This is a genomic window from Kitasatospora sp. NPDC056184, assembly GCF_042268405.1.
Lineage (GTDB): Bacteria > Actinomycetota > Actinomycetes > Streptomycetales > Streptomycetaceae > Kitasatospora.
Genome location: NZ_JBHJUI010000006.1, coordinates 175,262 through 200,059, shown reverse-complemented (window position 1 = coordinate 200,059; position 24,798 = coordinate 175,262). Strand labels below are relative to the sequence as shown.

Genomic DNA, 24,798 nt, shown 5'->3' with positions numbered 1-24,798 from the left:
GCAGGGAGTTCTATGTTAAGCGGGCGATAAGTTAGTGGCGAACAGGTGCGATTGCCACTAAAAGGCACTGGTGTCAAACTTATCCCGCTTTGCGGCGTACACCCCCCTAGTAAAGGTGATGCCAGTGGACCGGGAGTTTGACTCCCTTGCGCCGGAGTGCTCACTGAGTACTCGTTTGACCTTTGCCATCGGGTTTCGAACGTGGGCTAGTCGCGGCATCACTTTAAATCGGTGTGCAGGCATCAGATCGCCCCTCTCTAGGCGGCGGTGAAACTGGATCAGCTTCCCATCGAAATGGCGATCCCCTGAGGCTACCCGCCGGATTAGGCCGAATCCCTCCAGTAGGAGATGCGCCTCGTAGACATCCCTTGAGAGGAAGTACTCGTAATCGCGAATGCTGCCGGCGCAGTAGACCCCTGTCTCGCGGTGGTTCGTGCGGAACCTCCGCGCCATGTGCAGGAGTACCAGATACATCCGGATCTCGGACTGCGACAGGATGAAGATCCAGCCATCCGTGAAGAATTCGGTCGGTAGGAGGATTAGTCGCCCAGAGTCCCACTCTGGAATCACGTATTCATTAACCCTGGAGTCGGCGATTCCGGACTCGTGAAGAGGCATGATCGAGATGGCGCCTCGCGAGGATTTGATTACCCTAACTAGGCCCTCGGAGGCTAGTCGTTGAAATCCTGACTTGACTTGCCTGGCGCGGTTTCCTGATTCTGTAATCTGCCTCTTCGCCTCTACGTTTTCCTTTGCCTGGGATGCGACAACCCTGACCCATGATGCCTCTTCTGGCTCAGTGCTAATAATTGGTAGCGGGCTCGGTCCTGCCACGCCACTGCGCTTCCTGCATTGAGCTTCAAAGAGAGCAATCAGATACAGTTGGAGGTTTAGGCCGCGGGGTGCGGCGATCCTGCAGATAGGAAGCTCTCGAAATGACTCACTGGTGAATTGGTCTCGCCAGAAGAGGTCGGCCCTGACCCTTACCCATGCTGGCTTGGTGCCCCTTTGGTGGATCAGATGCAACCATCGGGTGGCGCTCAAAACCTGAGGTGCTAGGGCATCTAGAGTCTGCCTGCGTTTGGCAAGCCTCTCATCGTTCCTCGACACACGTCCTCCCCGCCTGCGTGACCGCATCTTCGCATGCCAGGTGCTTGCAAGGGGCGCGAAGCGGGCCCAGGATCCCATTGTCACCCTTTGGCCGCAATGCCTCATGGCTGGCTACCTGCAGGTTCTTCCGGAATCGGCTACTCGCAGGGTGGTCATGCGGGCCAAAGGGTCACGTGGCTCTTTGTCACCCTTTGGCCGCAGAGCTTGTGGCTCGACTAGCTGCGGTTTTCTCCGCGATGAGGCCGCCCGCAGGGTGGTCATGCGGGCCAAAGGGTCAACTGGATGGAGCCATGTCGGCGCCAGGGATGGATCAAAGTGGGAGCAGCACGACGTGAGCGGCCTCCCTGGCCCGGGAAGCCGCTCACTGCATCACCGCTCAGCATCTAGCAGACAGATCAGGCAGGTAATGCCCTATGAATGTACGCCGAACGCGCCGCTCGGCACATGGCATCCGAAGCTCTCTACCTCTCATCGCCGTGTTCGGGGCCTCACTCTCTGCGGCTGGACTGGTGTGGCTGGCCCCGAGTCTTGCCACGCCGATCGCAACAGCTGCAGCTGTGTGTGGTGCAGTGCTGCCTGTGATCAAGCGGCGCAGCTCCCGAGGCTCTCGACGCGAGCTGGGATCCGACACCAGTACCCAACTCTTGGCCGCCCCGGGTGGTGAACACCCTGGTCAAGAGCAGGTCCTAAGGAACTGTGACTGATTGAAGGGCTGGGCTGGGCCAGCGGAGATGTCGGCTGAGCCTGGCCCTTCGGGTACTCGCGGAGGCGGGATTGGTGAGGCTCGCCATCGCCATGATCCGGACCAGGGGCGGACCAGGTCTGGCCCTGGTCCGAGAGTCCGCAGGTCAGAACGTGTCTGGTCAGCGGTCTGTAAATCTGTCGCGCAAGCTACGCAGGTTCGAACCCTGCACCAGCCACAGGATAGATGGAAGGCCCCCGATCCACGGAAACGTGGATCGGGGGCCTTTCGTCGTTTCGGGGAGTCATCGGGGGAGGGTGAGGAGGAGGGTGGCGGCGGTGGGGGTGTCGGGGGCGGTGTGGGTGGGGGCGGGGTGGGACGGGGGGAGGGGCGGGGGCGGGGTGGGGGTGATCCAGATGGAGCGGATGCCGGTGGCGTGGGCGCCGCAGAGGTCGGTGGCGGGGTTGTTGCCGACCATCCAGTCGGTGGGGGCGAGGGTGCGGCCGAGGCGGGCGGCGGCGAGGTGGAAGATCGCGGGGTCGGGTTTGCGGACGCCGGCCTCCTCGGAGACGCAGACGGCGTCGACGGCGGGGAGCAGGCCGGTGCGGGCGAGTTTGGCGCGCTGGATGTCGGCGCGGCCGTTGGTGACGACGGCGATGGTCCAGCCGGCCGCGCGGAGGGCGGCGAGGGCTTCGGGGACGCCGGGGATCAGGTGGGTGCGGCCGGCCTCGTGGGTGACGTGCTGCTCCCAGAGGGTGGCGCCCGAGTGGGGGAGGCGGAAGCGGGCGCCGATGCGGCCGAAGCCGGTGGGGGAGCGGTCGGCGCGGAAGAGGGTGCGGACGACGGGGGCGGCCTCGGCGGGCAGGTCGTGGGCGGCGCAGAAGGCGGGGGCCCAGGCGTCGGCGTCGCCGTCGCGTTCGACCAGGGTGTGGTCCAGGTCGATGAGGAGGAGGGGCGAGGCGTCGGTCGGAGGGTAGTTGAACATGTGCGGAGGGTAGTCGACGGCGAGGGGGTGGGGTTATTGCGAATGACTTGCAATTACCTGGGGCAGGCAGCACAGTGGTGGGGCAGGGGTGGGGTCGGACCGTTCAGCTTGGCTGCCGAGCAGTCCCGGGCGTGCGTGCACGCGCCGGGAGTCCTCCGAAAGAGCTGATCGTCTTCCCAACCGGCGCCCGCCGGGACAGCGGTCCACCCACCCCGCCCAGTCGCCCCCGGCCGCCGTCAAGGGCCCGTCAAGAGCGGGCGGCGGCGCGTCAGGAACGCGTAGGGGCCGCCGGGTGGGACCGGGCGCCGCCCGCAGGATCGGAGCAACCGATCGACTGCGGAGGTTCCGTCCGATGTCCAGCCCCGTCGCCCCGGCCCTCACCGCCGAGCCCGAGCCGCCGGATACCGGCGGGAGCGCCGCTGACCGGCATCGGCTGACCGCGCTCGGGGGGCTGGCGGCGCTGTCGCTGGACGCGATGGCCTCGGTGGCGTACGGGCCGGAGTCCGTGGTGCTGGTGCTCGCCGCGGCGGGAGCGTACGGCCTCGGGTTCACGCTGCCCGTCACGGCGGCGATCGCGGTGCTGCTGGCGGTGCTGGTCGCCTCGTACCGGCAGGTGATCGCGGCGTTCCCGGACGGGGGCGGCTCCTACGCGGTGGCCAAGGCGCACCTGGGCCGGCGGACGGCGCTGACGGCGGCGGCCTCGCTGGTGGTGGACTACGTGCTGAACGTGGCGGTGTCGGTGACGGCCGGGGTGGCGGCGCTGACGTCGGCGGTGCCGGGCCTGTACGAGGACCGGGTCTGGCTCTGCCTGGGCGTGCTGGCGCTGGTGACGGCGGTGAACCTGCGCGGGATCGCCGAGTCGGCCCGCTGGTTCATGGCGCCGACCGCCGTCTTCGTGCTGTCGATCCTGGCGATCGTCGTGGTCGGCCTGTTCCGGGACGCGCCGGTGAGCACGGCGGCGGCCGACGGGCACGCGTCGGTGCTGACGGAGAACGCCACGGCGGTGGGTGCGTTGCTGCTGCTCAAGGCCTTCGCGGCCGGCTGCTCGGCGCTGACCGGGGTGGAGGCGGTGGCGAACGCCGTCCCGTCCTTCCGCGCGCCGGGCGTGAAGCGCGCGCAGCACACCGAGGTCGCGCTCGGCGCGCTGCTCGGCGTGATGCTGATCGGACTGGCCGTACTGATCGGCCGCTTCCACCTCCAACCGGTCGAGGGCGTCACCGTGCTCGCCCAGCTGGCCGACGCCTCGCTCGGCCACGGCGCCGGCTTCTACCTGGTGCAGTTCGCCACCGTCGTTCTGCTCGGCCTGGCCGCCAACACCTCCTTCGGCGGCCTGCCCGTCCTGCTGCACCTGCTGGCCCGCGACAACCACCTGCCGCACGTCTTCGCCCTGCGCGCCGACCGCCAGGTCCACCGCCACGGCGTGCTCTTCCTGGCCGCCGTCTCCGCGCTGCTGCTGGCCGGCTCGGGCGGCGACGTCAACAGCCTGGTCCCGCTCTTCGCCATCGGCGTGTTCGTCGGCTTCACCGTCTGCCAGGTCGGCATGGTCCGCCACTGGTACGCCGGGAAGCCGGCCGGCTGGCGGTGGAGGGCGGCGCTGAACGGGTTCGGCGCGCTGCTCACCGGCACCGCCGCCCTCGTCGTCACCGGCACCAAGTTCACCGAGGGCGCCTGGGGCATCTGCCTGGCCCTGCCGCTGCTGGTCCTGCTGTTCGAGGCGGTGCACCGCGGCTACGCCAGGATCGGCGAGCGCCTCGAACTGGGCCGCGTCCCCGGACCGCTCACCCCGCAGCGCAGCCTCGTCGTCGTGCCCGTCACCGCCATCACCCGCCTCACCCGCGACGGCCTCTCCGCCGCCCTCTCCCTCGGCGACGAGGTCCTCGCCGTCACCGTCGTCCACGAGCCGGACGAGGCCGAGGCGCTGCGCCGGGACTGGGAGCTGTGGCAGCCCGGCGTACCGCTGATCGAGATCCCGGACGCGCACCGACGCCTCGGTCCGCCGATCGCCGCCTTCGTCAACGACCTCGCCGCCGAGCACGCCTACGACCGCCTCACCGTCCTCATCCCCGAGGTCGAACCCGCCCGCCCCTGGCAGCGCGCCCTGCAGAACCGCCGCGGCGCCGTCATCGACCGGGCGCTGCGCCGGCACACCGACGCGGTGGTCTGCCGGCTCCGGATGCGGATGTGAACAGTCGGGGATGCGAACAGCCGGGGATGCGAACAGCCGAGGAGGTGGATAGTCGGACAATCACCCCCCCCGGATTGAATTGCGACGGTATGTCCGATGTAAGCGGCCTGATCGTCATATCTTGACGATGTCTTAACGGCCCCCCTTAACGCCCTCGAAACGCCCCCGGCCCACCCGCCAGGCCCCGCCCATAGCGGCTTCGACCTGCGAAAACATCCCGCCCCTCCGTCGTTCGCGGCGATCCGGGCACGCCGGAACGGCCCATTGCGCGCCCATCGCACGCGCTTACGCTCGCCGATGTGTTCAACGTGCCCCAGGCGCTCAAGCGCCTCGTGATCGGCAGAGCCATGCGCAGCGAGGAGCTCGGGGAGACCCTGCTCCCCAAGCGCCTGGCCCTGCCGATCTTCGCCTCCGACCCGCTCTCCTCGGTCGCCTACGCGACCCAGGAGATCCTGCTGGTGCTCACCGTCGGCGGCACCGCCTTCCTCTACCTGACCCCGTGGGTCGCGGCCGGCGTGGTCGCGCTGATGGCGGTCGTGGTGATGTCCTACCGCCAGGTCGTGCACGCCTACCCGAGCGGCGGCGGCTCCTACGAGGTGGTCTCCCGCAACCTGGGCGCCAACTCGGGCCTGGTGGTGGCCGCCTCGCTGCTGGTCGACTACGTGATGACGGTCGCCGTCTCGGTGGCCTCCGGCGTGGACAACATCATCTCGGCGCTGCCCTCGCTGGCGGACCACCGGGTGGAGCTGGCGCTCGGCTTCGTCGTGCTGCTGATGGCGATGAACCTGCGCGGCGTCCGCGAGTCCGGCAAGGCCTTCGCCGCGCCGACCTACCTGTTCATCGGCGCGATCCTGCTGATGGTGGTCACCGGCCTGATCCGGGTGGCGTTCGGCGACGCGCCGGTGGCGTCCAGCGCCGCGTACGGGATCGTGCCGGAGGACGGCAAGGACTCCCTGGCCGGGCTGGGGCTGCTGATGCTGGGACTGCGGGCGTTCGCCTCCGGCTGCACGGCGCTGACCGGCGTGGAGGCGATCTCCAACGGCGTACCGGCGTTCCGGGCGCCGAAGTCGAGGAACGCCGCCGCGACGATGGCCGTGATGGGCACCACGGCCGTGGTCATGTTCGTCGGCATCACCTCGCTGGCGCTGATCTCCGAGGTCCACATCACCGACGACACCTGCCACCTCAGCGGCTTCCCGGGGGACTGCGCGAGCGCGCCCCAGCAGACCGTGATCGCCCAGCTGGCGGCGGCGATCTTCGGCGGCGACCACAGCGTCCTCTTCTACGCGGTGCAGGCGGTCACCGCGCTGGTGCTGATCCTGGCGGCCAACACGGCGTTCAACGGCTTCCCGCTGCTCGCCTCGATCCTGGCCGAGCACCGCTACCTGCCCCGGCAGATGCACACCCGCGGCGACCGGCTGGCCTTCTCCAACGGCATCATCGCGCTCGCGGTGGTGGCCGGCGGGCTGCTCTGGCTGTACGACGCGGACGTCACCAGCCTCATCCACCTCTACATCCTGGGCGTCTTCACCTCCTTCACGCTGTCGCAGATCGGCATGGTGCGGCACTGGAACCGGGCCCTGGCCACCGAGACCGACCCGGCGGTGCGCGGCGCCGCCCAGCGTTCCCGGGCGATCAACTTCTTCGGCGCGGTCACCACGGCGCTGGTGCTGGTCATCGTGCTGCTGACCAAGTTCACCCAGGGCGCCTGGCTGGCCGTGGTCGCGGCGGTGGTGCTGTGGCTGATGATGCGCGGCATCCGGCGGCACTACGACAGCGTCGCCGAGGAGCTGGCGGTGGAGGACGGGCCGGCCGAGCCGGTGCGCCCGTCCAAGGTGCACGGCATCGTGCTGGTCTCCAAGGTGCACAAGCCGACCCTGCGGGCGCTCGGCTACGCCCAGGCCTTCGCGCCGGACTCGCTGGAGGCGCTCACCGTCGCGGTGGAGCAGGACGCCACCGGGGAGTTGGAGCGCCGGTGGCGGGAGCTGGATGTCCAGGTGCCGTTGAAGGTGCTGGACTCGCCCTACCGGGAGATCACCAAGCCGGTGGTGCAGTACGTGCGGGACCAGCGGCGGGCCAGCCCGCGGGACGCGGTGGCGGTGTTCATCCCCGAGTACGTGGTCGGCCACTGGTGGGAGCACCTGCTGCACAACCAGTCGGCGCTCTGGCTGAAGAGCCGGCTGCTGTTCACGCCGGGGGTGATGGTGATCAGCGTGCCGTGGCAGCTGACCTCCTCCAGCCGGGCGAACCGGCCCTCGCGGCGCGCCCCCGGCGCGGTCCGGCGAGGCGAGCCCGAGCAGCGCGCCGAGCGGGAGAAGGCGGCGGCCCCCGAGCGCGGGTAGGCGCCCGCGCACGGGAACGAGGCCCCGGACGGCACCCGCCGTCCGGGGCCTTCGCGCACCCGGTCACGGCCCGGACAAGCCCTCGTATGGAGCCCGTCAACAATCGAACGGGCGCCGTATGGAGGGCGTCAAGAGAGCCGTTGACGCTCCGTGAGCGCGGTTGGCTGGCCTTGCCGGCCCGCCGCCGGCGCCGCACCCCGCGCTCCGGCGCGGGCGACGCGGCCACCTCCGAGCCACCGTGGTGGAGCCATGTCCGATCTCATCTACGTCGCCGTCACGCTCGCCGTGTTCGGCGTCATCGCCCTGATCGCGCGGGGGGTGGAGAAGCTGTGAGTGCGGAGAACGTCGTGGGTCTCATCGTGGCCGTCGCGCTCGTCGGCTACCTCGTCGTGGCGCTGATCTACCCGGAGAAGTTCTGACATGGGCTCGACTCTCGCGGGCTGGCTGCAGGTCCTCGCCCTGGTGGGCGCGCTGGCCCTGTGCTACCGGCCCCTGGGCGACTACATCGCCCGCATCCTCACCACCTCCCAGCACCTGAGAGCCGAGAAGGCGCTCTACAAGGTGATCGGCGTGGACGCGGACGCCGACCAGCGCTGGTCCGTCTACCTGCGCTCGGTGCTGGCCTTCTCCGCCGTCTCCGTCCTCTTCCTCTACGGTCTGATCCGCGTCCAGCAGTGGCTGCCGCTGGGCCTGGGTGTCGAGCAGATGCCGGGCCACCAGGCCTGGAACACCGCGATCTCCTTCACGGCCAACACCAACTGGCAGTCCTACAGCGGCGAGGCCGCGATGGGGCACCTGGCCCAGATGGCCGGCCTCGCGGTGCAGAACTTCGTCTCCGCGGCCGTCGGCATCGCCGTCGTCGCGACCCTGATCCGCGGGTTCACGCGCAACCGGACCGACCGGGTCGGCAACTTCTGGGTGGACCTCACCCGGATCAGCCTGCGCCTGCTGCTGCCGGTGGCGATCGTCTTCGCCCTGGTCCTGGTGGCGAGCGGCGTGGTGCAGAACTTCCACGGCTTCCACGAGGTCACCACCCTGGTGGGCGACCCGCAGGCGGTCCCGGGCGGGCCGGTGGCCTCCCAGGAGGTCATCAAGCTGCTGGGCACCAACGGCGGCGGCTTCTACAACGCCAACTCGGCGCACCCCTTCGAGAACCCGAGCGGCTTCTCGAACCTGGTCGAGGTCTTCCTCATCCTGCTGATCCCGTTCGCGCTGCCGCGCGCCTTCGGCCGGATGGTCGGCGACCACCGCCAGGGCTACGCGATCGTCTCCGTGATGGCGCTGTTCTGGATCGCCTCGACGGCGCTGATCACCCTCTCCGAGTCGCAGCACGCGGGCAGCGCCCTGCAGGCGGCCGGCGGGGCGATGGAGGGCAAGGAGCAGCGCTTCGGCATCGCGGCGTCCAGCCTGTTCGCGGCGTCGACGACGCTGACCTCGACCGGTGCGGTGAACTCCTTCCACGACTCGTACACGCCGTTCGGCGGCGGGCTGACGATGTTCAACATGATGCTGGGCGAGATCGCGCCCGGCGGGGTGGGCTCGGGCCTGTACGGGATGCTGGTGCTGGCGGTCGTGGCGGTCTTCGTGGCCGGCCTGATGGTCGGGCGCACCCCGGAGTACCTGGGCAAGAAGCTGGGCGGGCGGGAGATGAAGTTCGCCTCCCTCTACATCCTGACCACGCCGACGATCGTGCTGGTGGGCACGGGTGTGGCGATGGCGCTGCCGGGCGAGCGGGCCGGGATGCTCAACACCGGTGCCCACGGCTTCTCCGAGGTGCTGTACGCGTTCACCTCGGGCGCGAACAACAACGGGTCGGCGTTCGGCGGCATCACGGTCAACACCGACTGGTACGACACCGCGATCGGCCTGGCCATGGTGTTCGGCCGGTTCCTGCCGATGGTGTTCGTCCTCGCCCTGGCCGGCGCGCTCGCGCAGCAGCAGCCGGTCCCCGCCACCCCGGGCACCCTGCCCACTCACAAGCCGCTGTTCGTGGGCCTGCTGTCGGGCGTCGTCCTGATCGTCGTCGGCCTCACCTACTTCCCGGCCCTGGCCCTCGGGCCGATCGCGGAAGGTCTCTCCTGATGTCGTCCACCCTTACCGAGAAGACCGGGCAGCCGGCCCCGCAGCCGGAGCCGGCGTCCGCCGAGGCGGCGCACAGAGTCTCCAGCGGCCTGCTGGACCCCAAGCTGATCCTGGCGTCCCTGCCGGACGCGGTGAAGAAGCTCGACCCCCGGGTGATGGTCAAGAACCCGGTGATGTTCGTGGTCGAGGTCGGCTCGATCGTCACCACCGTCTCCGCGATGGCCGACCCGAGCGTGTTCGCCTGGTCGATCACCGTCTGGCTCTGGCTGACCACGGTCTTCGCCAACCTGGCCGAGGCCGTCGCCGAGGGCCGGGGCAAGGCGCAGGCGGACACCCTGCGCCGCACCAAGACCGACACCACGGCCCGCCGGCTCACCGGCTGGCCGGCGTCGCGGGCCGAGGAGGAGGTGCCCGGCACCGCGCTGCGGCTCGGCGACCACGTGGTGGTCGAGGCCGGGCAGATCATCCCGGGCGACGGGGACGTCGTCGAGGGCGTAGCCTCCGTCGACGAGTCGGCGATCACGGGTGAGTCCGCGCCGGTGATCCGCGAGTCGGGCGGTGACCGCTCCGCGGTGACCGGCGGCACCAAGGTGCTCTCCGACCGGATCGTGGTGAAGATCTCCTCCGAGCCCGGCAAGACCTTCATCGACCGGATGATCGCCCTGGTCGAGGGCGCCGCCCGGCAGAAGACGCCCAACGAGATCGCGCTCAACATCCTGCTGGCCTCGCTGACCATCGTCTTCCTGGTCGCGGTCGTCACCCTGCAGCCGATGGCGACCTACGCGGGCGCCCCGCAGTCGATGATCGTGCTGGTCGCGCTGATCGTGGCGCTGATCCCGACGACGATCGGCGCGCTGCTCTCCGCGATCGGCATCGCGGGCATGGACCGGCTGGTGCAGCGCAACGTGCTGGCGATGTCGGGGCGCGCCGTCGAGGCCGCCGGCGACGTCAACACCCTGCTGCTCGACAAGACCGGCACCATCACCCTCGGCAACCGCCAGGCCTCCGAGTTCCTCGCCGTGACCGGGGTGTCCACCGGGGAACTGGCCGACGCCGCCCAGCTCTCCTCGCTGGCCGACGAGACGCCGGAGGGCCGCTCGATCGTCGTCCTGGCGAAGACCGGCTACGGCCTGCGGGCTCGCGCCCAGGGCGAGCTGACCCACGCCACCTGGGTGCCGTTCACCGCGCAGACCCGGATGTCCGGCGTCGACCTCGACGAGCCCGAGGGGGCCCGCCAGGTCCGCAAGGGCGCGGCCGCGGCGGTGTCCACCTGGGTCACCGGCAACGGCGGCACCCTCACCGAGGAGGTCTCCTCCCTGGTCGACGGCATCTCCGCGGCCGGCGGCACCCCGTTGGTCGTCGCGTCGCGCATCGGCACCGCGGCTCCGAAGGCGCTCGGTGTGATCCACCTCAAGGACGTGGTGAAGGAGGGCATGCGGGAGCGGTTCGACGAGCTGCGCCGGATGGGCATCCGCACCGTCATGATCACCGGCGACAACCCGCTGACCGCCCGGGCGATCGCGGAGGAGGCGGGCGTGGACGACTTCCTCGCCGAGGCCACCCCCGAGGACAAGATGGCCCTGATCAAGAAGGAGCAGGCCGGCGGCAAGCTGGTCGCGATGACGGGCGACGGCACCAACGACGCCCCCGCCCTCGCCCAGGCCGACGTCGGGGTCGCGATGAACACCGGCACCATGGCGGCCAAGGAGGCCGGCAACATGGTCGACCTGGACTCCAACCCCACCAAGCTGATCGAGATCGTCGAGATCGGCAAGCAGCTCCTGATCACCCGCGGCGCCCTGACCACCTTCTCCATCGCCAACGACGTCGCGAAGTACTTCGCGATCATCCCGGCGATGTTCGCGGCCGTGTACCCGGGCCTGGAGAAGCTCAACATCATGCACCTGCACAGCCCGCAGTCCGCGATCACCTCGGCCATCGTCTTCAACGCCCTGGTCATCGTCGGCCTCATCCCGCTGGCCCTGCGCGGCGTGAAGTACCGCCCCACCGACGCCGGCTCCCTGCTGCGCCGCAACATCGGCCTCTACGGCTTCGGCGGCCTGGTCGTCCCGTTCGTCGGCATCAAACTGATCGACCTGGTCGTCCAGTTCATCCCCGGCCTCAACTAGCAAGAGAGGAGAACGCATCATGTCCAAGCCCCTGCCCACCGCCGTGCGCACCTACCTCACCGCGCTGCGCGCCCTGCTGGTCCTGACGGTGCTCCTCGGCATCGCCTACCCGCTGCTGGTCACCGGCGCCGCCCAGGCCGTGTTCAACGACCGGGCCAACGGCTCGATCGTGAAGGTCGACGGCAAGGAGGCCGGCTCCAGCCTGCTCGGCCAGAACTTCAACCTCCCCCAGCAGAACCCCGACGACCCGGACGAGGCCCCCCGGCCGGACCCGCGGTGGTTCCAGCCGCGGCCCGGCGCCTACGACCCCAAGGCCTCCGGCGCCTCCAACCTGGGCCCCAACAGCGTGGACCTCGCCAAGACCGTCGAGGAACGCCGCCAGGCCGTCGCCGCGTTCGACGGCGTCGACCCGGCGAGCGTCCCGGCCGACGCGGTCACCGCCTCCGGCTCCGGCCTCGACCCGCACATCTCCACCGCCTACGCCCAGGAGCAGGTCGAGCGGGTCGCCAAGGCCCGCGACCTGCCGGTCGACACCGTCCGCAAGCTGGTCGACACGCACACCGACGGCCGCCCCCTGGGCTTCCTCGGACAGCCGGGCGTCAACGTCGTCCTGCTGAACAGGGCGCTGGCGGACCAGAGGTGACGGCCGATCGGCCGAGCACCTGAGACGGGCCGATCCGGGCCGGGGGACCACCCCGGACCCGGATCGGCCCGCCGTCCGTCCCCCGTACGCCGCAGACGACGAAAGAGCAGCGCCCATGGCCCGCGACCTCACCCCCGGCACCGGCCACCGACGCGGCCGGCTGAGGGTGTACCTCGGCTCGGCCCCCGGTGTCGGCAAGACCTACCGGATGCTGGACGAGGCCCACCGCAGACAGGACCGCGGCGCGGACGTCGTCGTCGGCTGGATCGAGTGCCACGGCCGCCGGCACACCGAGGCCATGCTCGACGGCCTGGAGGTCCTGCCGCGGGCCCACCGCTCCTACCGGGACACCGATTTCGAGGAGATGGACCTCGACGCCGTGCTCGCCCGCCGGCCCGCCGTCGCCCTGGTCGACGAACTCGCCCACACCAACATCCCCGGCGGGCGCAACGGCAAGCGCTGGCAGGACGTCGAGGACCTGCTGGCCGCCGGGATCGACGTCATCACCACCGTCAACGTCCAGCACCTGGAATCGCTGAACGACGTCGTCCGCAAGATCACCGGCACCCCGCAGCGCGAAACCGTCCCGGACGAGGTGGTCCGCCGGGCCGAGCAGATCGAACTCGTCGACATGGCCCCCCAGGCGCTGCGCCGCCGGATGGCCCACGGCAACGTCTACAGGGCGGAGAAGGTGGACGCCGCGCTCTCCCACTACTTCCGGGTCGGCAACCTCACCGCCCTGCGCGAACTCGCCCTGCTCTGGGTGGCCGGGCGGGTCGACGAGGGCCTGCGCGACTACCGGGCCAGCCACAACATCGACCGGGTCTGGGAGACCCGCGAACGCGTCGTGGTCGCCCTCACCGGCGGACCCGAGGGCGAGACCCTGATCCGCCGCGCCGCCCGCATCTCGGACCGGACCGCCGGCGGCGACCTGCTCGCCGTCCACGTCACCCGCAGCGACGGCCTGGCCGGCGCCTCCTCCGGCGCGCTCGCCCAGCAGCGGCAGCTGGTGGAGAGCCTCGGCGGCAGCTACCACGTGGTCGTCGGCGACGACATCCCCACCGCGCTGCTCGCCTTCGCCCGCGCCCACGACGCCACCCAGCTCGTGCTCGGCACCAGCCGGCGCGGCCGGATCACCCGCTTCCTCACCGGCCCCGGCATCGGCGAGACCACCGTGGACGCCTCCGAGGACATCGACGTCCACATGGTCACCCACGAGTTCACCGGCCGCGGCCGGCTGCCCGCGCTCGGCCGCCGCCACTCCCGGCGGCGCACCGTCGCCGGCTTCCTCTCCGGCCTGGTGGTGCCCTGGCTGCTGACCGCGCTGCTCTCGCAGTTCCACGAGACCGTCAACCTCACCACCGACGCGCTGATCTTCCAGCTCGGCGTGGTGGCGGTGGCCCTGCTCGGCGGCGCGACCTCGGCCCTGGTGGCCTCGCTGGTCGCCTCGGTGCTGCTGAACTACTTCTTCATCCCGCCCGTCCACAACTTCACCATCGGCGAGACCAACAACATCATCGCCCTGGTGGTCTTCGCCGCCGTCGCGCTGACCGTCTCCACCGTCGTCGACCACGCCACCCGGCTCACCGCCCGGGCCGCCCGGGCCACCGCCGAGGCCGAGACCCTGTCCACCCTGGCCGGCAGCGTGCTGCGCGGCGCCGACGCGCTGCCCGCCCTGCTGGAGAAGTCCCGCACCGCCTTCGGCATGCGGACCGTCGCCCTGCTGGAGCGCACCGGCGGCGAGGTGCTGGCCTCCTGCGACGGCGGCGGCGAACCCGGCCCCGGGCAGGCCGGCGAGACCACCGAGGTCCCGGTCGGCCCCGACGCCGTCCTCGTCCTCACCGGCCGCCGGCTGCCCGCCGCCGACCAGCGCGTGCTCACCGCCTTCGCCGCGCACGTCGCCGCCGCCCTGGAGCGCGACCGGCTCGCCGTGGTCGCCGCCGAGGTCGAACCGATCAAGGCCGCCGACCGGATGCGCACCGCCCTGCTCGCCGCCGTCAGCCACGACCTGCGCACCCCGCTGGCCGCCGCGCTCGCCTCGGTCGGCTCGCTGCGCAGCCCGGACGTCGAGTTCTCGCCCGAGGACCAGGCCGAACTCCTCGCCACCGCCGACGAGTCCCTCGTCAAACTCACCCGTCTGGTGGACAACCTGCTCGACATGAGCCGCCTCCAGGCCGGCGCGCTCACCCTCCACCTCGCCGAGACCCACCTCGACGAGATCCTGCCGCGCGCCCTCGACTCGCTCGCCGACCCGTACGCGCCCGTCCAGCCGCTCGACCTGGAGACCGTGCCGCCCGTCCTCGCCGACCCGCCGCTGCTGGAGCGCGTCCTCGCCAACGTGATCACCAACGCGCTGCGGTACAACGCCCCCGGCGCACCCGTCCTGGTCGCCGCCAGCCACCACGCCGAGCGGGTCGAGCTGCGGGTGATCGACCGCGGCCCCGGCATCGCCCCCGAGGACCGCGACCGGGTCTTCCTGCCCTTCCAGCGCCTCGGCGACACCGACAACACCCAGGGCGTCGGCCTCGGCCTCGCGCTCTCCCGCGGCCTGGCCGAGGCGATGGGCGGCGGCCTGGAGGTCGAGGACACCCCCGGCGGCGGCACCACCATGCTGCTCACCCTGCCCGCCGCGAAGCCGCCGTCGGACGTCCCGCCGCCCGACTTCCCACCGGCCGACTTCCCACCGGCCGCCTTCGCACCGGCCGACGTCCCGTCGACCGCGTACCCGGGGGAGGGCCCCGCATGAGCGAGATCCTCGTCGTCGACGACGAGCCCGCGCTGCTGCGCACCCTGCGGATCAACCTGGGCGCGCGGCAGTACGCCGTCCGCACCGCCGCCACCGGCGGCGAGGCCCTGGACCGCGCCGCGCACCACAGCCCGGACGCCGTCCTGCTCGACCTCGGCCTGCCCGACCTGGACGGCATGGACGTCCTGCGCGGCCTGCGCCGCCGCAGCGCGGTGCCGATCATCGTGCTGTCCGGCCGCTCCGGCGCCGCCGACAGGATCGGCGCGCTGGACGCGGGCGCCGACGACTACCTCACCAAGCCGTTCCTGATGGAGGAGCTGCTGGCCCGGCTGCGGGCCGTGCTGCGCCGCCCGCCGGTCGCCGACCCGGCCGGGTCCGCGCCGGTGATCGGCGACCACACCGTGGACCTCGCGGCCACCACGGTGACCGGTCCGGACGGCCCGGTGCGGCTCACCCCGACCGAGTGGCGGATCCTCGCCCTGCTGCTGGCCAACCCCGGCCGGCTGGTGCCCGGGCGGCGGATCCTGCGCGAGGTCTGGGGTCCGGCCCAGGAGCAGCACGGCAACTACCTGCGGGTCTACCTGGCCGGCCTGCGGCGGAAGCTGGAGCGCGACCCGGCCCGGCCGCGCCACCTGATCACCGAGCCCGGGATCGGCTACCGCTACGAGCCCTGACGGCCCGTGCGTCAACGAGCCGTCAAGGACGGCTCCCGCGACGCCAACAGGGCGTCAAGAGCCGCCGGAAGGGGTCCTTCGCGGGCGTAGCGTCAGCGGTGAGGAAGCGGCCCCGCTCCAGTGGGGGATGTCCGGGGCCGCTTCGCCGCTCCGGCGGCCAGTTGGTGGGGAGGGGCGCGCGGTGCCATGCCGCGCGCCCCGATCACTCGCTCGGCCCGCGCCCGTCCGTGCCGTCCGCCTGCCGGGGCAGCGCCAGGGCCACCGTGTCGGCGAACTCGCGCACCGCGCTGGTCCGGCTGACCACCCGCCCGCTGTGCACCACGAGCCGGCTGTGCCCGCCCGCCAGCGCCCCGGCCAGGCTGTCCCCGCGCACCGCCAGCAGCTCGGCCGGGAAGCCGGCGTCCACCCGCACCGGCGGCAGTCCGAGCGCCAGCCGCGCCTGGTTGGACACCGCGTCGTAGGCCGCCTCCACGTCCAGCACGCCGCCCGCCGCCAGCAGGTACGCGGCCTCCAGCGGATCGGCCCGCCCGACCGGATTGGCGCCGTCCCGCAGCGATCCGCTGCCGGCCGCCAGCGGCACCCGGGCCTTCACCAGCTCGCGCAGCAGCGCCGGCCGCAGTCCGGCGGCCAGGCCCTCCAGCCCCGCGCAGCCGCCGTTCTGCGGCAGGCAGACCACCCGGATCCCCGCGTTGGCCAGCACCGTCGAGGCGCCCGGCGCGAGCGACCCGCACGGCCCGAGCACCACCCGGGGCCGCAGTGGGGCGAGCGCCCCGGCCAGCCGGGCCAGCCGGCCCGGGTCGGCGGCGGTGGTGTGCAGGTCCACCGGGCAGTCCGCCTCCCGGGCGGCCTCCAGCAGCAGCTGGACGTAGCCCGCCGGGTCCGGGTCCAGCTCGGGGCAGCCGCCGGCCGCGGTGGCGCCGAGCTTGAGCGCGTCCCGCAGCTGGGCCCGGCCGTCCGCCCCGGCCAGGCCGGTCAGCAGCCGGGGCATCGCCACCGCCTGCAGCTCGGCGAGGCCGCGCAGCGCCTGCTGGGCGGTGAGCACCGCCTCCAGCCGGCGCAGCCCGTGCACGTCGCCGATCCGGACGTGGGTGCGCTGGGCGGTCGCGCCGTAGCCGAGCGAGGTCAGCGCGGCCTCGGTGACCCGGCGGGTGAGGTCGGTGGAGGTCTCCGGCGGGGGAGCGGTCAGCGCGGCGGAGAAGGCCACGTCGTAGTGCGCGTGGGCCTCGGCCGGGGCGGGCAGCAGCAGGTAGCCGCGCAGGTCGATCCGGGCCCCGGTGGTGACGGTGGGGGCACCGGGCAGGGCGGGCAGCGGGCCGAGTCCGCCGGCGGTGCCGACGGCCTGGATCCGGTCGCCGCTGATCCGCACGTCCACCACCCGGCCGTCCGCCAGCCTGGCCCCGGTGAGCAGCAGGACGGGTCCGTGCCCGAGCGGGTTGGCGGCCGGGCCGGGGCCGGGCTGCGGTCCGTCGGCGGCTGCGCTGTCCATCGCCCGGCTCCTTCTCGCGTCCGGCTCCTGCTCGGGTCAATGAGCGACGAGCCTACGGGCGGCGGGCCCGGGGTGCCGGGAGGCGGGCAAAAGTCGTATCGGGTCGGGCCGCGGCCGAGGAGGCCGGTCGAACGCCCGGCCTTCGATCGACCGGCCGTGCGCGCCGCGGACCTGCGGACTTCGCCGCCGGATACGGATTTCACCTCTGGGCGCGGAACGTGTAATCTCTTCCTCGTTCGCCCCTATAGCTCAGTCGGTAGAGCGTCTCCATGGTAAGGAGAAGGTCTGCGGTTCGATTCCGCATGGGGGCTCTGGTGAGAAGGAGTCAGTTTCGACTGTGCTCCGGATCACTGTGGCGGTGTAGCTCAGTTGGTAGAGCAAGCGGCTCATAATCGCTGTGTCACCGGTTCAAGTCCGGTCACCGCTACCCCGCGTAGTCGGTCGGGAGATCGCACTCCCGGTCGGCTACTCTTGTCTGTGTTCTCATTCATTGTCCAAGGAAGGCACTCCCGTGGCTGCCACCGATGTCCGCCCGAAGATCACGCTGGCCTGCGTGGAGTGCAAGGAGCGGAACTACATCACCAAGAAGAACCGGCGTAACGACCCGGACCGTCTTGAGATGAAGAAGCACTGCCCCCGCTGCAACTCGCACACCGCGCACCGCGAGACCCGCTGACCCTCTCGCAGGGCATCGGGCCTGTGTGAACCAGGTCTACGACTCCGGGCCGCATCCCTCATTGGGTTGCGGTCCGGAGTTTTTTTCGTTTGTCCACCGCGTTTCCGAGGAGCTTGCCGATGGCGCTCGACCCCTCCTTCATCGGGCGGACGTATCCGCCCACCGAGCCCTACGAGGTCGGCCGGGAGAAGATCCGTGAGTTCGCCGTCGCGGTCGGTGACGCCAACCCGGCGTACACCGACCCGGAGGCGGCCAAGGCGCTCGGCCACCCGGACGTGATCGCCCCGCCGACCTTCCCGATCCTGCTCAGCATGCGGGCCTCCGCCCAGGTGGTCCAGGACCCGGAGCTCGGCCTGGACTACAGCCGGGTCGTGCACGGCGACCAGAAGTTCAGCTACACCCGCCCGGTGCGGGCCGGCGACCGGCTGACCGTCTCGGTCACCGTCGACAACATCAAGTCGCTGGCCGGCAACGACGTGCTCACCGTGCGCGGCGAGATCGCGGACGAGTCCGGCGAGCACGTGGTGACGTCCGTCATGACCCTGGTGGCCCGGGCCGCCGACGAGAAGGCGGGGGAGTGAGCCCGATGACGGTCCGCTACGACGAGGTCGAGGCCGGCACCGAGCTGCCGGCGCAGTCCTTCCCGGTGACCCGCGCCACACTGGTGCAGTACGCGGGTGCCTCCGGCGACTTCAACCCGATCCACTGGAACGAGAAGTTCGCCCTGGAGGTCGGCCTGCCCGACGTCATCGCGCACGGCATGTTCACCATGGCCGAGGCGATCCGGGTGGTCACCGACTGGGTCGGCGACCCGGCCGCGGTGGTCGAGTACGGCGTCCGGTTCACCCGCCCGGTGCCGGTGCCCAACGACGGGGTCGGCTCGGTGATCGAGGTCACCGGCAAGGTGGCCAAGCTGCTCGACGACCGGAAGGTCCAGGTCGACCTGGTGGCGACCTACGCCGGCCAGAAGGTGCTCGGCATGTCCCGGGCGGTCGTCCGGCTGGCCTGAGCGGTCCGGGGAGCGGGCCCGGGTCCGGGAAATCGACCCGGGTCCGCTCCCCGTACGCTGGGGGCGTGCTGGAAGAACTCGACGCCCCCCTCGCCCCGCTGACCACCCTGCGGCTCGGCGGCCCGGCCCGCCGCCTGGTGACCGCGCACACCGATGACGAGGTGGTCGCCGCCGTCCGCGCCGCGGACGCGGCGGGGGAGCCGCTGCTGGTGATCGGCGGCGGCTCCAACCTGGTGATCGGCGACGCCGGCTTCCCCGGCACCGTGCTGCGGATCGCCACCACCGGCTTCGTCCTCGACGGCACCGCGCTGGAGCTGGCGGCCGGCGAGGTGTGGGCCGACGCGGTGGCCAGGACCGTGGACGCGGGCCTGGCCGGCATCGAGTTCCTGGCCGGCATCCCCGGCTCGGCCGGCGCCACGCCGGTGCAGAACGTCGGCGCGTACGGCCAGGAGGTCGCCCAGACGGTCACCGAGGTGGTCGCCTACGACCGCCGCACCGGCGAGACCGTCACCCTCGGCAACGAGGCCTGCGCCTTCTCCTACCGGCACAGCCGCTTCAAGGCGGAGCCGGACCGCTACGTGGTGCTGCGGGTCCGCTTCGCGCTGGAGGACGCCGCCGGGCGCTCCACCCCGGTCCGCTACGCCGAGGTCGCCAAGCACTTCGGGGTGGCCCAGGACGAGCGGGTCGGCCTGCGCGAGGCGCACGACGCGGTGCTCGGCCTGCGGGCCGGCAAGGGCATGGTGCTGGACCCGGCGGACCACGACACCTGGTCGGCCGGCTCCTTCTTCACCAATCCGGTGCTGAGCCCCGAGCAGTACGCCGCCTTCCTGGCGGTGGCCGCCGGTCGCGAGCTGACCGCCCCCGGCTACCCGGCGCCGGACGGGTGCACCAAGACCTCGGCGGCCTGGCTGATCGACAGGGCCGGGTTCGGCAAGGGCTACGGCAGCGGCCCGGCGACCCTCTCCACCAAGCACACCCTGGCGCTGACCAACCGCGGCGCCGCCAGCACCGAGGACCTGCTCGCCCTGGCCCGGGAGATCCGCGACGGCGTGCGGGCGGCCTTCGGGGTGGAGCTGGTCAACGAGCCGGTGATGGTGGGCGTCAGCCTGTAGCGGCCGTTCAGGCGGTCAGCCAGGCGTCGATGTCGGCCAGCAGTTCCTTCCGCACGCTCTCGGGCGCGCACGAGCCGCGCACCGACTGGCGGGCCAGCTCGGCCAGCTCCTGGTCGGAGAAGCCCAGGACGTCGCGGGTCAGGTCGTACTGGGCGGCGAGCCGGGTGCCGAACAGCAGCGGGTCGTCGGCGCCGAGCGCGAGCGGCACCCCCGCGTCGAACAGCCGCCGCAGCGGGACCTCCTCGGGGTGCTCGTAGACGCCGAGCGAGACGTTGGAGGACGGGCAGACCTCGCAGGTGATCTGACGGTCGGCCAGCCGCTGCATCAGCCGCTCGTCCTCGGCCGCCCGCACGCCGTGGCCGATCCGGCCGGCGCCGAGGTCGTCCAGGCAGTCCCGGACGGACTCCGGGCCGGCCAGCTCGCCGCCGTGCGGGGCGGCCAGCAGTCCGCCCTTGCGGGCGATGTCGAAGGCCCGGTCGAAGTCGCGGGCCAGGCCGCGGCGCTCGTCGTTGGAGAGGCCGAAGCCGACCACGCCCCGGTCGGCGTACCGGACGGCCAGCCGGGCCAGCGTCCGGGCGTCCATCGGGGACTTCATCCGGTTGGCGGCGACCAGGACCCGGATGCCGACGCCGGTGGCCGCGGCGGCGTCCTCCACCGCGTCCAGGATCAGCTCCAGGGCGGGGATCAGGCCGCCCAGCCGGGGCGCGTAGGAGGTCGGGTCGACCTGGATCTCCAGCCAGCGGGAGCCGTCCCGCCGCTCGTCCTCGGCGGTCTCCCGGACCAGCCGGCGGATGTCGCTCTCGTCGCGCAGGCAGGAGCGGGCGGTGTCGTAGAGGCGCTGGAAGCGGAACCAGCCGCGTTCGTCGGTGGCCCGCAGCTTGGGCGGCTCGCCGGAGCTGAGCGCCTCCGGCAGCCGGATCCCGTGCTTGTCGGCCAGCTCCAGCAGGGTGGCCGGGCGCATCGAGCCGGTGAAGTGCAGGTGCAGGTGGGCCTTCGGAAGGTCCCTGACGTCTCGCGGGTTCAGCAGGCGTTCCATTCACGAATCCTGCCGCATCAGGGGGTGCTACGGGAACCGCCCTCTTCCCCTCCCCCGAAGGGGTGAAAAGAGGGCGGTCCGGTCACCCGCGATTGACGCGGGCCTCAGAAGATTCAGTCGCGGGCCTCGGCGAGCAGCTTCTGGATGCGGCCGACGCCCTCGGCGAGGTCGGCGTCGCCGAGCGCGTAGGAGAGCCGCAGGTAGCCGGGGGTGCCGAAGGCCTCACCCGGGACGACCGCGACCTCGGCCTCGTCCAGGATCAGCGAGGCCAGCTCGGCGGAGGTCTGCGGGCGCCGGCCGCGGATCTCCTTGCCCAGCAGGGCCTTGACCGACGGGTAGACGTAGAAGGCGCCCTCGGGCTCGGGGCAGACCACGCCGTCGATCTCGTTGAGCATCTTCACGATGGTGCGGCGGCGCCGGTCGAAGGCGGTGCGCATCTCGTGGACCGCGGAGAGGTCGCCGGCGACGGCGGCCAGGGCGGCGCGCTGGGCCACGTTGGAGACGTTCGAGGTGGCGTGCGACTGCAGGTTGGTCGCGGCCTTGACGACGTCCTTGGGGCCGATCACCCAGCCCACCCGCCAGCCGGTCATCGCGTAGGTCTTGGCGACGCCGTTGACCACGATGGTCTTGTCGGCCAGCTCGGGCAGCAGGGCCGGCAGCGAGGTGAACTCCGCGTCGCCGTAGACCAGGTGCTCGTAGATCTCGTCGGTGAGCACCCAGAGGCCGTGCTCCAGGGCCCAGCGGCCGATCGCCTCGGCCTCGGCCCGGGTGTACACCGCGCCGGTCGGGTTGGACGGCGAGACGAACAGCACCACCTTGGTGTTCTCGGTGCGGGCGGCCTCCAGCTGCTCGACCGAGACCTTGTAGCCGGTGGTCTCGTCGGTCACGACCTCCACCGGCACGCCGCCGGCCAGCTGGATCGACTCGGGGTAGGTGGTCCAGTACGGCGCCGGGACGATGACCTCGTCGCCCGGGTCGAGGATCGCCGCGAACGCCTCGTAGATCGCCTGCTTGCCGCCGTTGGTCACCAGCACCTGCGAGGCGTCCACCGCGTAGCCGGAGTCGCGCAGCGTCTTGGCCGCGATCGCCGCCTTGAGCTCCGGCAGGCCGCCGGCCGGGGTGTAGCGGTGGTTCTTCGGGTCGCGGCAGGCCTCGACGGCCGCCTCGACGATGTAGTCCGGGGTCGGGAAGTCCGGCTCGCCGGCGCCGAAGCCGATGACCGGACGGCCGGCCGCCTTGAGGGCCTTGGCCTTGGCGTCCACGGCGAGGGTGGCGGACTCGGCGATCGCGCCGATCCGGGCGGAGACGCGGCGGTCGGCGGGGCGGACGGAACTGTCGGGCTGCGGGGTGGAAGCGCTCATGCCTGCATGGTCGCAGACCGCACACCGCGCGGGCATGGCGGTTTCACCATATGTACGGGGCCGTCCGCATGGCGGCCCGGTGGGGCCGGGGCGACAGTCGGAAAAAGAAGAGGTTCGACCAAACGCCCTCCGACCACGTACACTCACTGCTCGACGGCCACCGAACGAACCGGAGCCTCCGCCGCCGTACAGAGCCTGTACGGAGATCGACGGAAGATGCGGTAGGTTGGTGGACGCTACTGGGGCCGAGAGGTTCCGTAGGGCAATAGCTCAATTGGTAGAGCACCGGTCTCCAAAACCGGCGGTTGGGGGTTCAAGTCCCTCTTGCCCTGCTGCTTGATCCGTCATCAGCCCGTTCGCTCCGACAGAGCGAGCGGGCTTGATGCGGAGAGGGCGCCGATCAGCACCGTTAGCCGGCCGCTCGTGCCCATTTCGGGTACGCAGTCGACGTCCGGCAGGACCCGGATTCAGGTGAGGACGAGTGACGGAGACCACGGGCTCCACCGCAACGCCTGAGAGCGGCAACCCCGAGGGGACCGACGGCGCTGCCGAGACCACGCCCGCGGAGGGCGAGTCGCGCCGCAAGCGCTCTGGCGACAAGAAGTCCGGCAAGCGCGGCAAGAAGGGCGTCTTCGCCCGGCTCGCGCTGTTCTACCGGCAGATCATCGCCGAACTCCGCAAGGTCGTCTGGCCGACGCGCAACCAGCTGATGAGCTACACCAGCGTCGTGGTCGTGTTCGTCGTGATCGTGATGGCCTTCGTGTGGGGTCTCGACTACGGGTTCTCCAAGGCCGCCCTCTGGATCTTCGGCTGACAACAGTCTTCCACCTTCGAATCAGCTTCCCCGACCCGGGCCGGTCCTCGGCCCGGGTCGAGCTGTCTGCGTCGGAGGGACGGGGCCGCTACCGTTGACTCGGTACTGTTGAAGTCTCCGAGGCGAACTTCCGGCGACCGCGTGAGCGGAGCGTGGCCGGTTCGTCGCGGAGCGCGCCACCTTCACCATCTCCAGGAAAGAAGCAGCCACCGTGTCTGAGTCCCCCCTGTACGACGCCGACGAGACCGTCCGCGCGGCGGATGTCGCCGCCGAGGACGCGGCCGAGCTGGCTGACGACGTCGAGACCGACGAGCAGCAGATCGTGGACGCCGTCGACGCCGACGAGGACGAGGCCGAGGCGTACGACGAGGCCGAGGCCGGGGAGTCGGCCGAGGAGGCCGCGCTGCACGTGGAGTCCGACGAGGAGCCGGCCGAGGAGGCCGCCGCCGAGGAGACCGAGGCCGAGGAGACCGCCGCCGAGGAGGCCGAGGAGGCCGAGGAGGTCGACCCGGTCGCCAAGTTCCGCGAGGACCTGCGGTTCATGCCGGGCGAGTGGTACGTGATCCACACCTACGCCGGCTACGAGAACCGGGTGAAGCAGAACCTGGAGCAGCGCGCCGTCTCCCTCAACGTCGAGGAGTACATCTTCCAGGCCGAGGTGCCGCAGGAGGAGGTCGTCCAGATCAAGAACGGCGACCGCAAGACCATCCGCCAGAACAAGCTCCCCGGCTACGTCCTGGTGCGCATGGACCTCACCCCGGAGTCCTGGGGCGTCGTGCGCAACACCCCCGGTGTCACCGGCTTCGTCGGCAACGCCTACGACCCGTACCCGCTGACCCTGGACGAGGTCGTCAAGATGCTCGCCCCCGACGTGGAGCGCCAGGCGGCCAAGGAGGCCGGCAAGCCCTCGCCGGTCAAGCCCAGCGAGATCCAGGTGCTCGACTTCGAGGTCGGCGACTCGGTCACCGTCACCGACGGTCCGTTCGCCACCCTCCAGGCGACCATCAACGAGATCAACCCGGACTCGAAGAAGGTCAAGGGCCTGGTCGAGATCTTCGGCCGGGAGACCCCGGTCGAGCTCTCCTTCGACCAGATCCAGAAGAACTAGTCATACGGTCTTCGGATTCGGGGCGGGGCCGTGGGCCCCGCCCCGAATCCGTTTTGGTCCAGCGACGCCGAGGCGTTAGCCTGGTCCGATGTGTGTGCTGGCGACCGGGTGTCGCCCCGGTTCCGCGCACACCAGCAATCACCTCTCGGAAGGACCCGGAGAGACATGCCTCCCAAGAAGAAGAAGGTCACGGGGCTTATCAAGCTCCAGATCAACGCCGGTGCGGCCAACCCGGCCCCGCCGGTCGGCCCCGCGCTGGGTCAGCACGGCGTCAACATCATGGAGTTCTGCAAGGCCTACAACGCCGCGACCGAGTCGCAGCGCGGCATGATCGTGCCGGTGGAGATCACGGTCTACGACGACCGTTCCTTCACCTTCATCACGAAGACGCCGCCGGCCGCGCGCCTCATCCTGAAGGCCGCCGGTATCGAGAAGGGCTCCAGCGAGCCGCACAAGACCAAGGTCGCGAAGCTCACCAGCGCCCAGGTCCGCGAGATCGCCACCACCAAGATGCCCGACCTGAACGCCAACGACCTGGACGCGGCGGAGAAGATCATCGCCGGCACCGCCCGGTCGATGGGCATCACCGTCGAGGGCTGATCACCCCTTCTCGTCCCC

General features: G+C 71.3%; 20 protein-coding genes and 3 tRNA genes. 18 read left to right on the top strand and 5 right to left on the bottom strand.

The annotated features are described in order from the left end of the window. Nucleotides 1-57: 57 nt before the first annotated feature. Nucleotides 58-834: a hypothetical protein gene (locus ACFC0B_RS14885; RefSeq protein ID WP_376086204.1), complete on the bottom strand. Its 777-nt coding sequence runs from the start codon at nucleotides 832-834 to the stop codon at nucleotides 58-60. 1,262 nt (nucleotides 835-2,096) lie between these two features. After that, nucleotides 2,097-2,777, bottom strand: coding sequence for an HAD family hydrolase (locus tag ACFC0B_RS14880; protein ID WP_376086203.1), 681 nt, complete (start codon nucleotides 2,775-2,777; stop codon nucleotides 2,097-2,099). Between the two features lie 352 nt (nucleotides 2,778-3,129). On the opposite strand from ACFC0B_RS14880, the gene ACFC0B_RS14875 reads away from it, so the two are divergent. From ACFC0B_RS14875 to ACFC0B_RS14840, 8 genes are all read left to right on the top strand, one after another. Beyond that, nucleotides 3,130-4,962, top strand: coding sequence for an APC family permease (locus tag ACFC0B_RS14875; protein ID WP_376086202.1), 1,833 nt, complete (start codon nucleotides 3,130-3,132; stop codon nucleotides 4,960-4,962). A 347-nt stretch (nucleotides 4,963-5,309) separates the two neighbouring features. Next, entirely contained in the window at nucleotides 5,310-7,304 is a 1,995-nt protein-coding gene (locus ACFC0B_RS14870) for an APC family permease (protein WP_376086386.1), read from the top strand. A gap of 329 nt (nucleotides 7,305-7,633) precedes the next feature. After that, complete coding sequence (gene kdpF, locus ACFC0B_RS14865) at nucleotides 7,634-7,723, top strand: K(+)-transporting ATPase subunit F (protein WP_344342429.1); 90 nt, start codon at nucleotides 7,634-7,636, stop codon at nucleotides 7,721-7,723. Nucleotide 7,724: 1 nt separating this feature from the next. Next, on the top strand, nucleotides 7,725-9,386 hold the full coding sequence (kdpA, locus tag ACFC0B_RS14860) for a potassium-transporting ATPase subunit KdpA (protein WP_376086201.1): 1,662 nt from the start codon (nucleotides 7,725-7,727) through the stop codon (nucleotides 9,384-9,386). Continuing rightward, nucleotides 9,386-11,515 (top strand): potassium-transporting ATPase subunit KdpB, encoded by a 2,130-nt coding sequence (kdpB, locus tag ACFC0B_RS14855; protein WP_376086200.1) that lies wholly within the window; start codon nucleotides 9,386-9,388, stop codon nucleotides 11,513-11,515. Before kdpA ends, kdpB begins: the two co-directional genes overlap by 1 nt. Before the next feature lie 19 nt (nucleotides 11,516-11,534). Next, complete coding sequence (gene kdpC, locus ACFC0B_RS14850; RefSeq protein WP_376086199.1) at nucleotides 11,535-12,158, top strand: potassium-transporting ATPase subunit KdpC; 624 nt, start codon at nucleotides 11,535-11,537, stop codon at nucleotides 12,156-12,158. 115 nt (nucleotides 12,159-12,273) lie between these two features. Continuing rightward, the gene (locus tag ACFC0B_RS14845; protein ID WP_376086198.1) at nucleotides 12,274-14,904 is read left to right on the top strand and encodes an ATP-binding protein; all 2,631 of its coding nucleotides are present in this window, start codon (nucleotides 12,274-12,276) and stop codon (nucleotides 14,902-14,904) included. After that, nucleotides 14,901-15,578, top strand: coding sequence for a response regulator (locus ACFC0B_RS14840; RefSeq protein ID WP_376086197.1), 678 nt, complete (start codon nucleotides 14,901-14,903; stop codon nucleotides 15,576-15,578). The genes ACFC0B_RS14845 and ACFC0B_RS14840 overlap by 4 nt, the downstream gene beginning before the upstream one ends. Before the next feature lie 202 nt (nucleotides 15,579-15,780). Here ACFC0B_RS14840 and ACFC0B_RS14835 read toward each other — a convergent pair whose 3' ends face one another. Then, entirely contained in the window at nucleotides 15,781-17,064 is a 1,284-nt protein-coding gene (locus ACFC0B_RS14835; protein WP_376086196.1) for a hydrolase, read from the bottom strand. Between the two features lie 238 nt (nucleotides 17,065-17,302). On the opposite strand from ACFC0B_RS14835, the gene ACFC0B_RS14830 reads away from it, so the two are divergent. The 6 genes from ACFC0B_RS14830 to ACFC0B_RS14805 all read left to right on the top strand — a co-directional run bounded on the left by ACFC0B_RS14830 (nucleotide 17,303) and on the right by ACFC0B_RS14805 (nucleotide 19,861). Continuing rightward, nucleotides 17,303-17,375: transfer RNA gene (locus ACFC0B_RS14830), tRNA-Thr, on the top strand. Nucleotides 17,376-17,418: 43 nt separating this feature from the next. Further along, nucleotides 17,419-17,491 (top strand) — tRNA-Met (locus ACFC0B_RS14825). A gap of 84 nt (nucleotides 17,492-17,575) precedes the next feature. Further along, nucleotides 17,576-17,740 carry a 50S ribosomal protein L33 gene (gene rpmG / locus ACFC0B_RS14820; protein ID WP_006604855.1) on the top strand — a complete coding sequence of 55 codons (165 nt, stop codon included), beginning with the start codon at nucleotides 17,576-17,578 and terminating at the stop codon, nucleotides 17,738-17,740. 119 nt (nucleotides 17,741-17,859) lie between these two features. Next, the gene (locus tag ACFC0B_RS14815; RefSeq protein WP_376086195.1) at nucleotides 17,860-18,321 is read left to right on the top strand and encodes a MaoC family dehydratase N-terminal domain-containing protein; all 462 of its coding nucleotides are present in this window, start codon (nucleotides 17,860-17,862) and stop codon (nucleotides 18,319-18,321) included. Nucleotides 18,322-18,326: 5 nt separating this feature from the next. After that, a complete protein-coding gene (locus ACFC0B_RS14810) occupies nucleotides 18,327-18,749 on the top strand; it encodes a MaoC family dehydratase (protein ID WP_376086385.1) in 423 nt (140 codons plus the stop codon). Between the two features lie 65 nt (nucleotides 18,750-18,814). Then, nucleotides 18,815-19,861 carry a UDP-N-acetylmuramate dehydrogenase gene (locus ACFC0B_RS14805; protein WP_376086194.1) on the top strand — a complete coding sequence of 349 codons (1,047 nt, stop codon included), beginning with the start codon at nucleotides 18,815-18,817 and terminating at the stop codon, nucleotides 19,859-19,861. 7 nt (nucleotides 19,862-19,868) lie between these two features. On the opposite strand, the gene ACFC0B_RS14800 is transcribed toward ACFC0B_RS14805, so the two are convergent. Both ACFC0B_RS14800 and ACFC0B_RS14795 read right to left on the bottom strand, forming a co-directional pair. After that, complete coding sequence (locus ACFC0B_RS14800) at nucleotides 19,869-20,897, bottom strand: adenosine deaminase (RefSeq protein WP_376086193.1); 1,029 nt, start codon at nucleotides 20,895-20,897, stop codon at nucleotides 19,869-19,871. A 113-nt stretch (nucleotides 20,898-21,010) separates the two neighbouring features. Further along, nucleotides 21,011-22,258: a pyridoxal phosphate-dependent aminotransferase gene (locus tag ACFC0B_RS14795; protein ID WP_376086192.1), complete on the bottom strand. Its 1,248-nt coding sequence runs from the start codon at nucleotides 22,256-22,258 to the stop codon at nucleotides 21,011-21,013. A gap of 259 nt (nucleotides 22,259-22,517) precedes the next feature. Here ACFC0B_RS14795 and ACFC0B_RS14790 point away from each other — a divergent pair. From ACFC0B_RS14790 to rplK, 4 genes are all read left to right on the top strand, one after another. After that, nucleotides 22,518-22,590, top strand: a tRNA-Trp gene (locus ACFC0B_RS14790). A gap of 149 nt (nucleotides 22,591-22,739) precedes the next feature. Beyond that, nucleotides 22,740-23,072, top strand: a complete 333-nt coding sequence (secE, locus tag ACFC0B_RS14785; RefSeq protein ID WP_376086191.1) for a preprotein translocase subunit SecE — start codon at nucleotides 22,740-22,742, stop codon at nucleotides 23,070-23,072. 211 nt (nucleotides 23,073-23,283) lie between these two features. After that, nucleotides 23,284-24,180 (top strand): transcription termination/antitermination protein NusG, encoded by an 897-nt coding sequence (gene nusG, locus ACFC0B_RS14780; RefSeq protein WP_376086190.1) that lies wholly within the window; start codon nucleotides 23,284-23,286, stop codon nucleotides 24,178-24,180. A gap of 165 nt (nucleotides 24,181-24,345) precedes the next feature. Beyond that, complete coding sequence (gene rplK / locus ACFC0B_RS14775; RefSeq protein WP_376086189.1) at nucleotides 24,346-24,780, top strand: 50S ribosomal protein L11; 435 nt, start codon at nucleotides 24,346-24,348, stop codon at nucleotides 24,778-24,780. Nucleotides 24,781-24,798 lie beyond the last annotated feature (18 nt).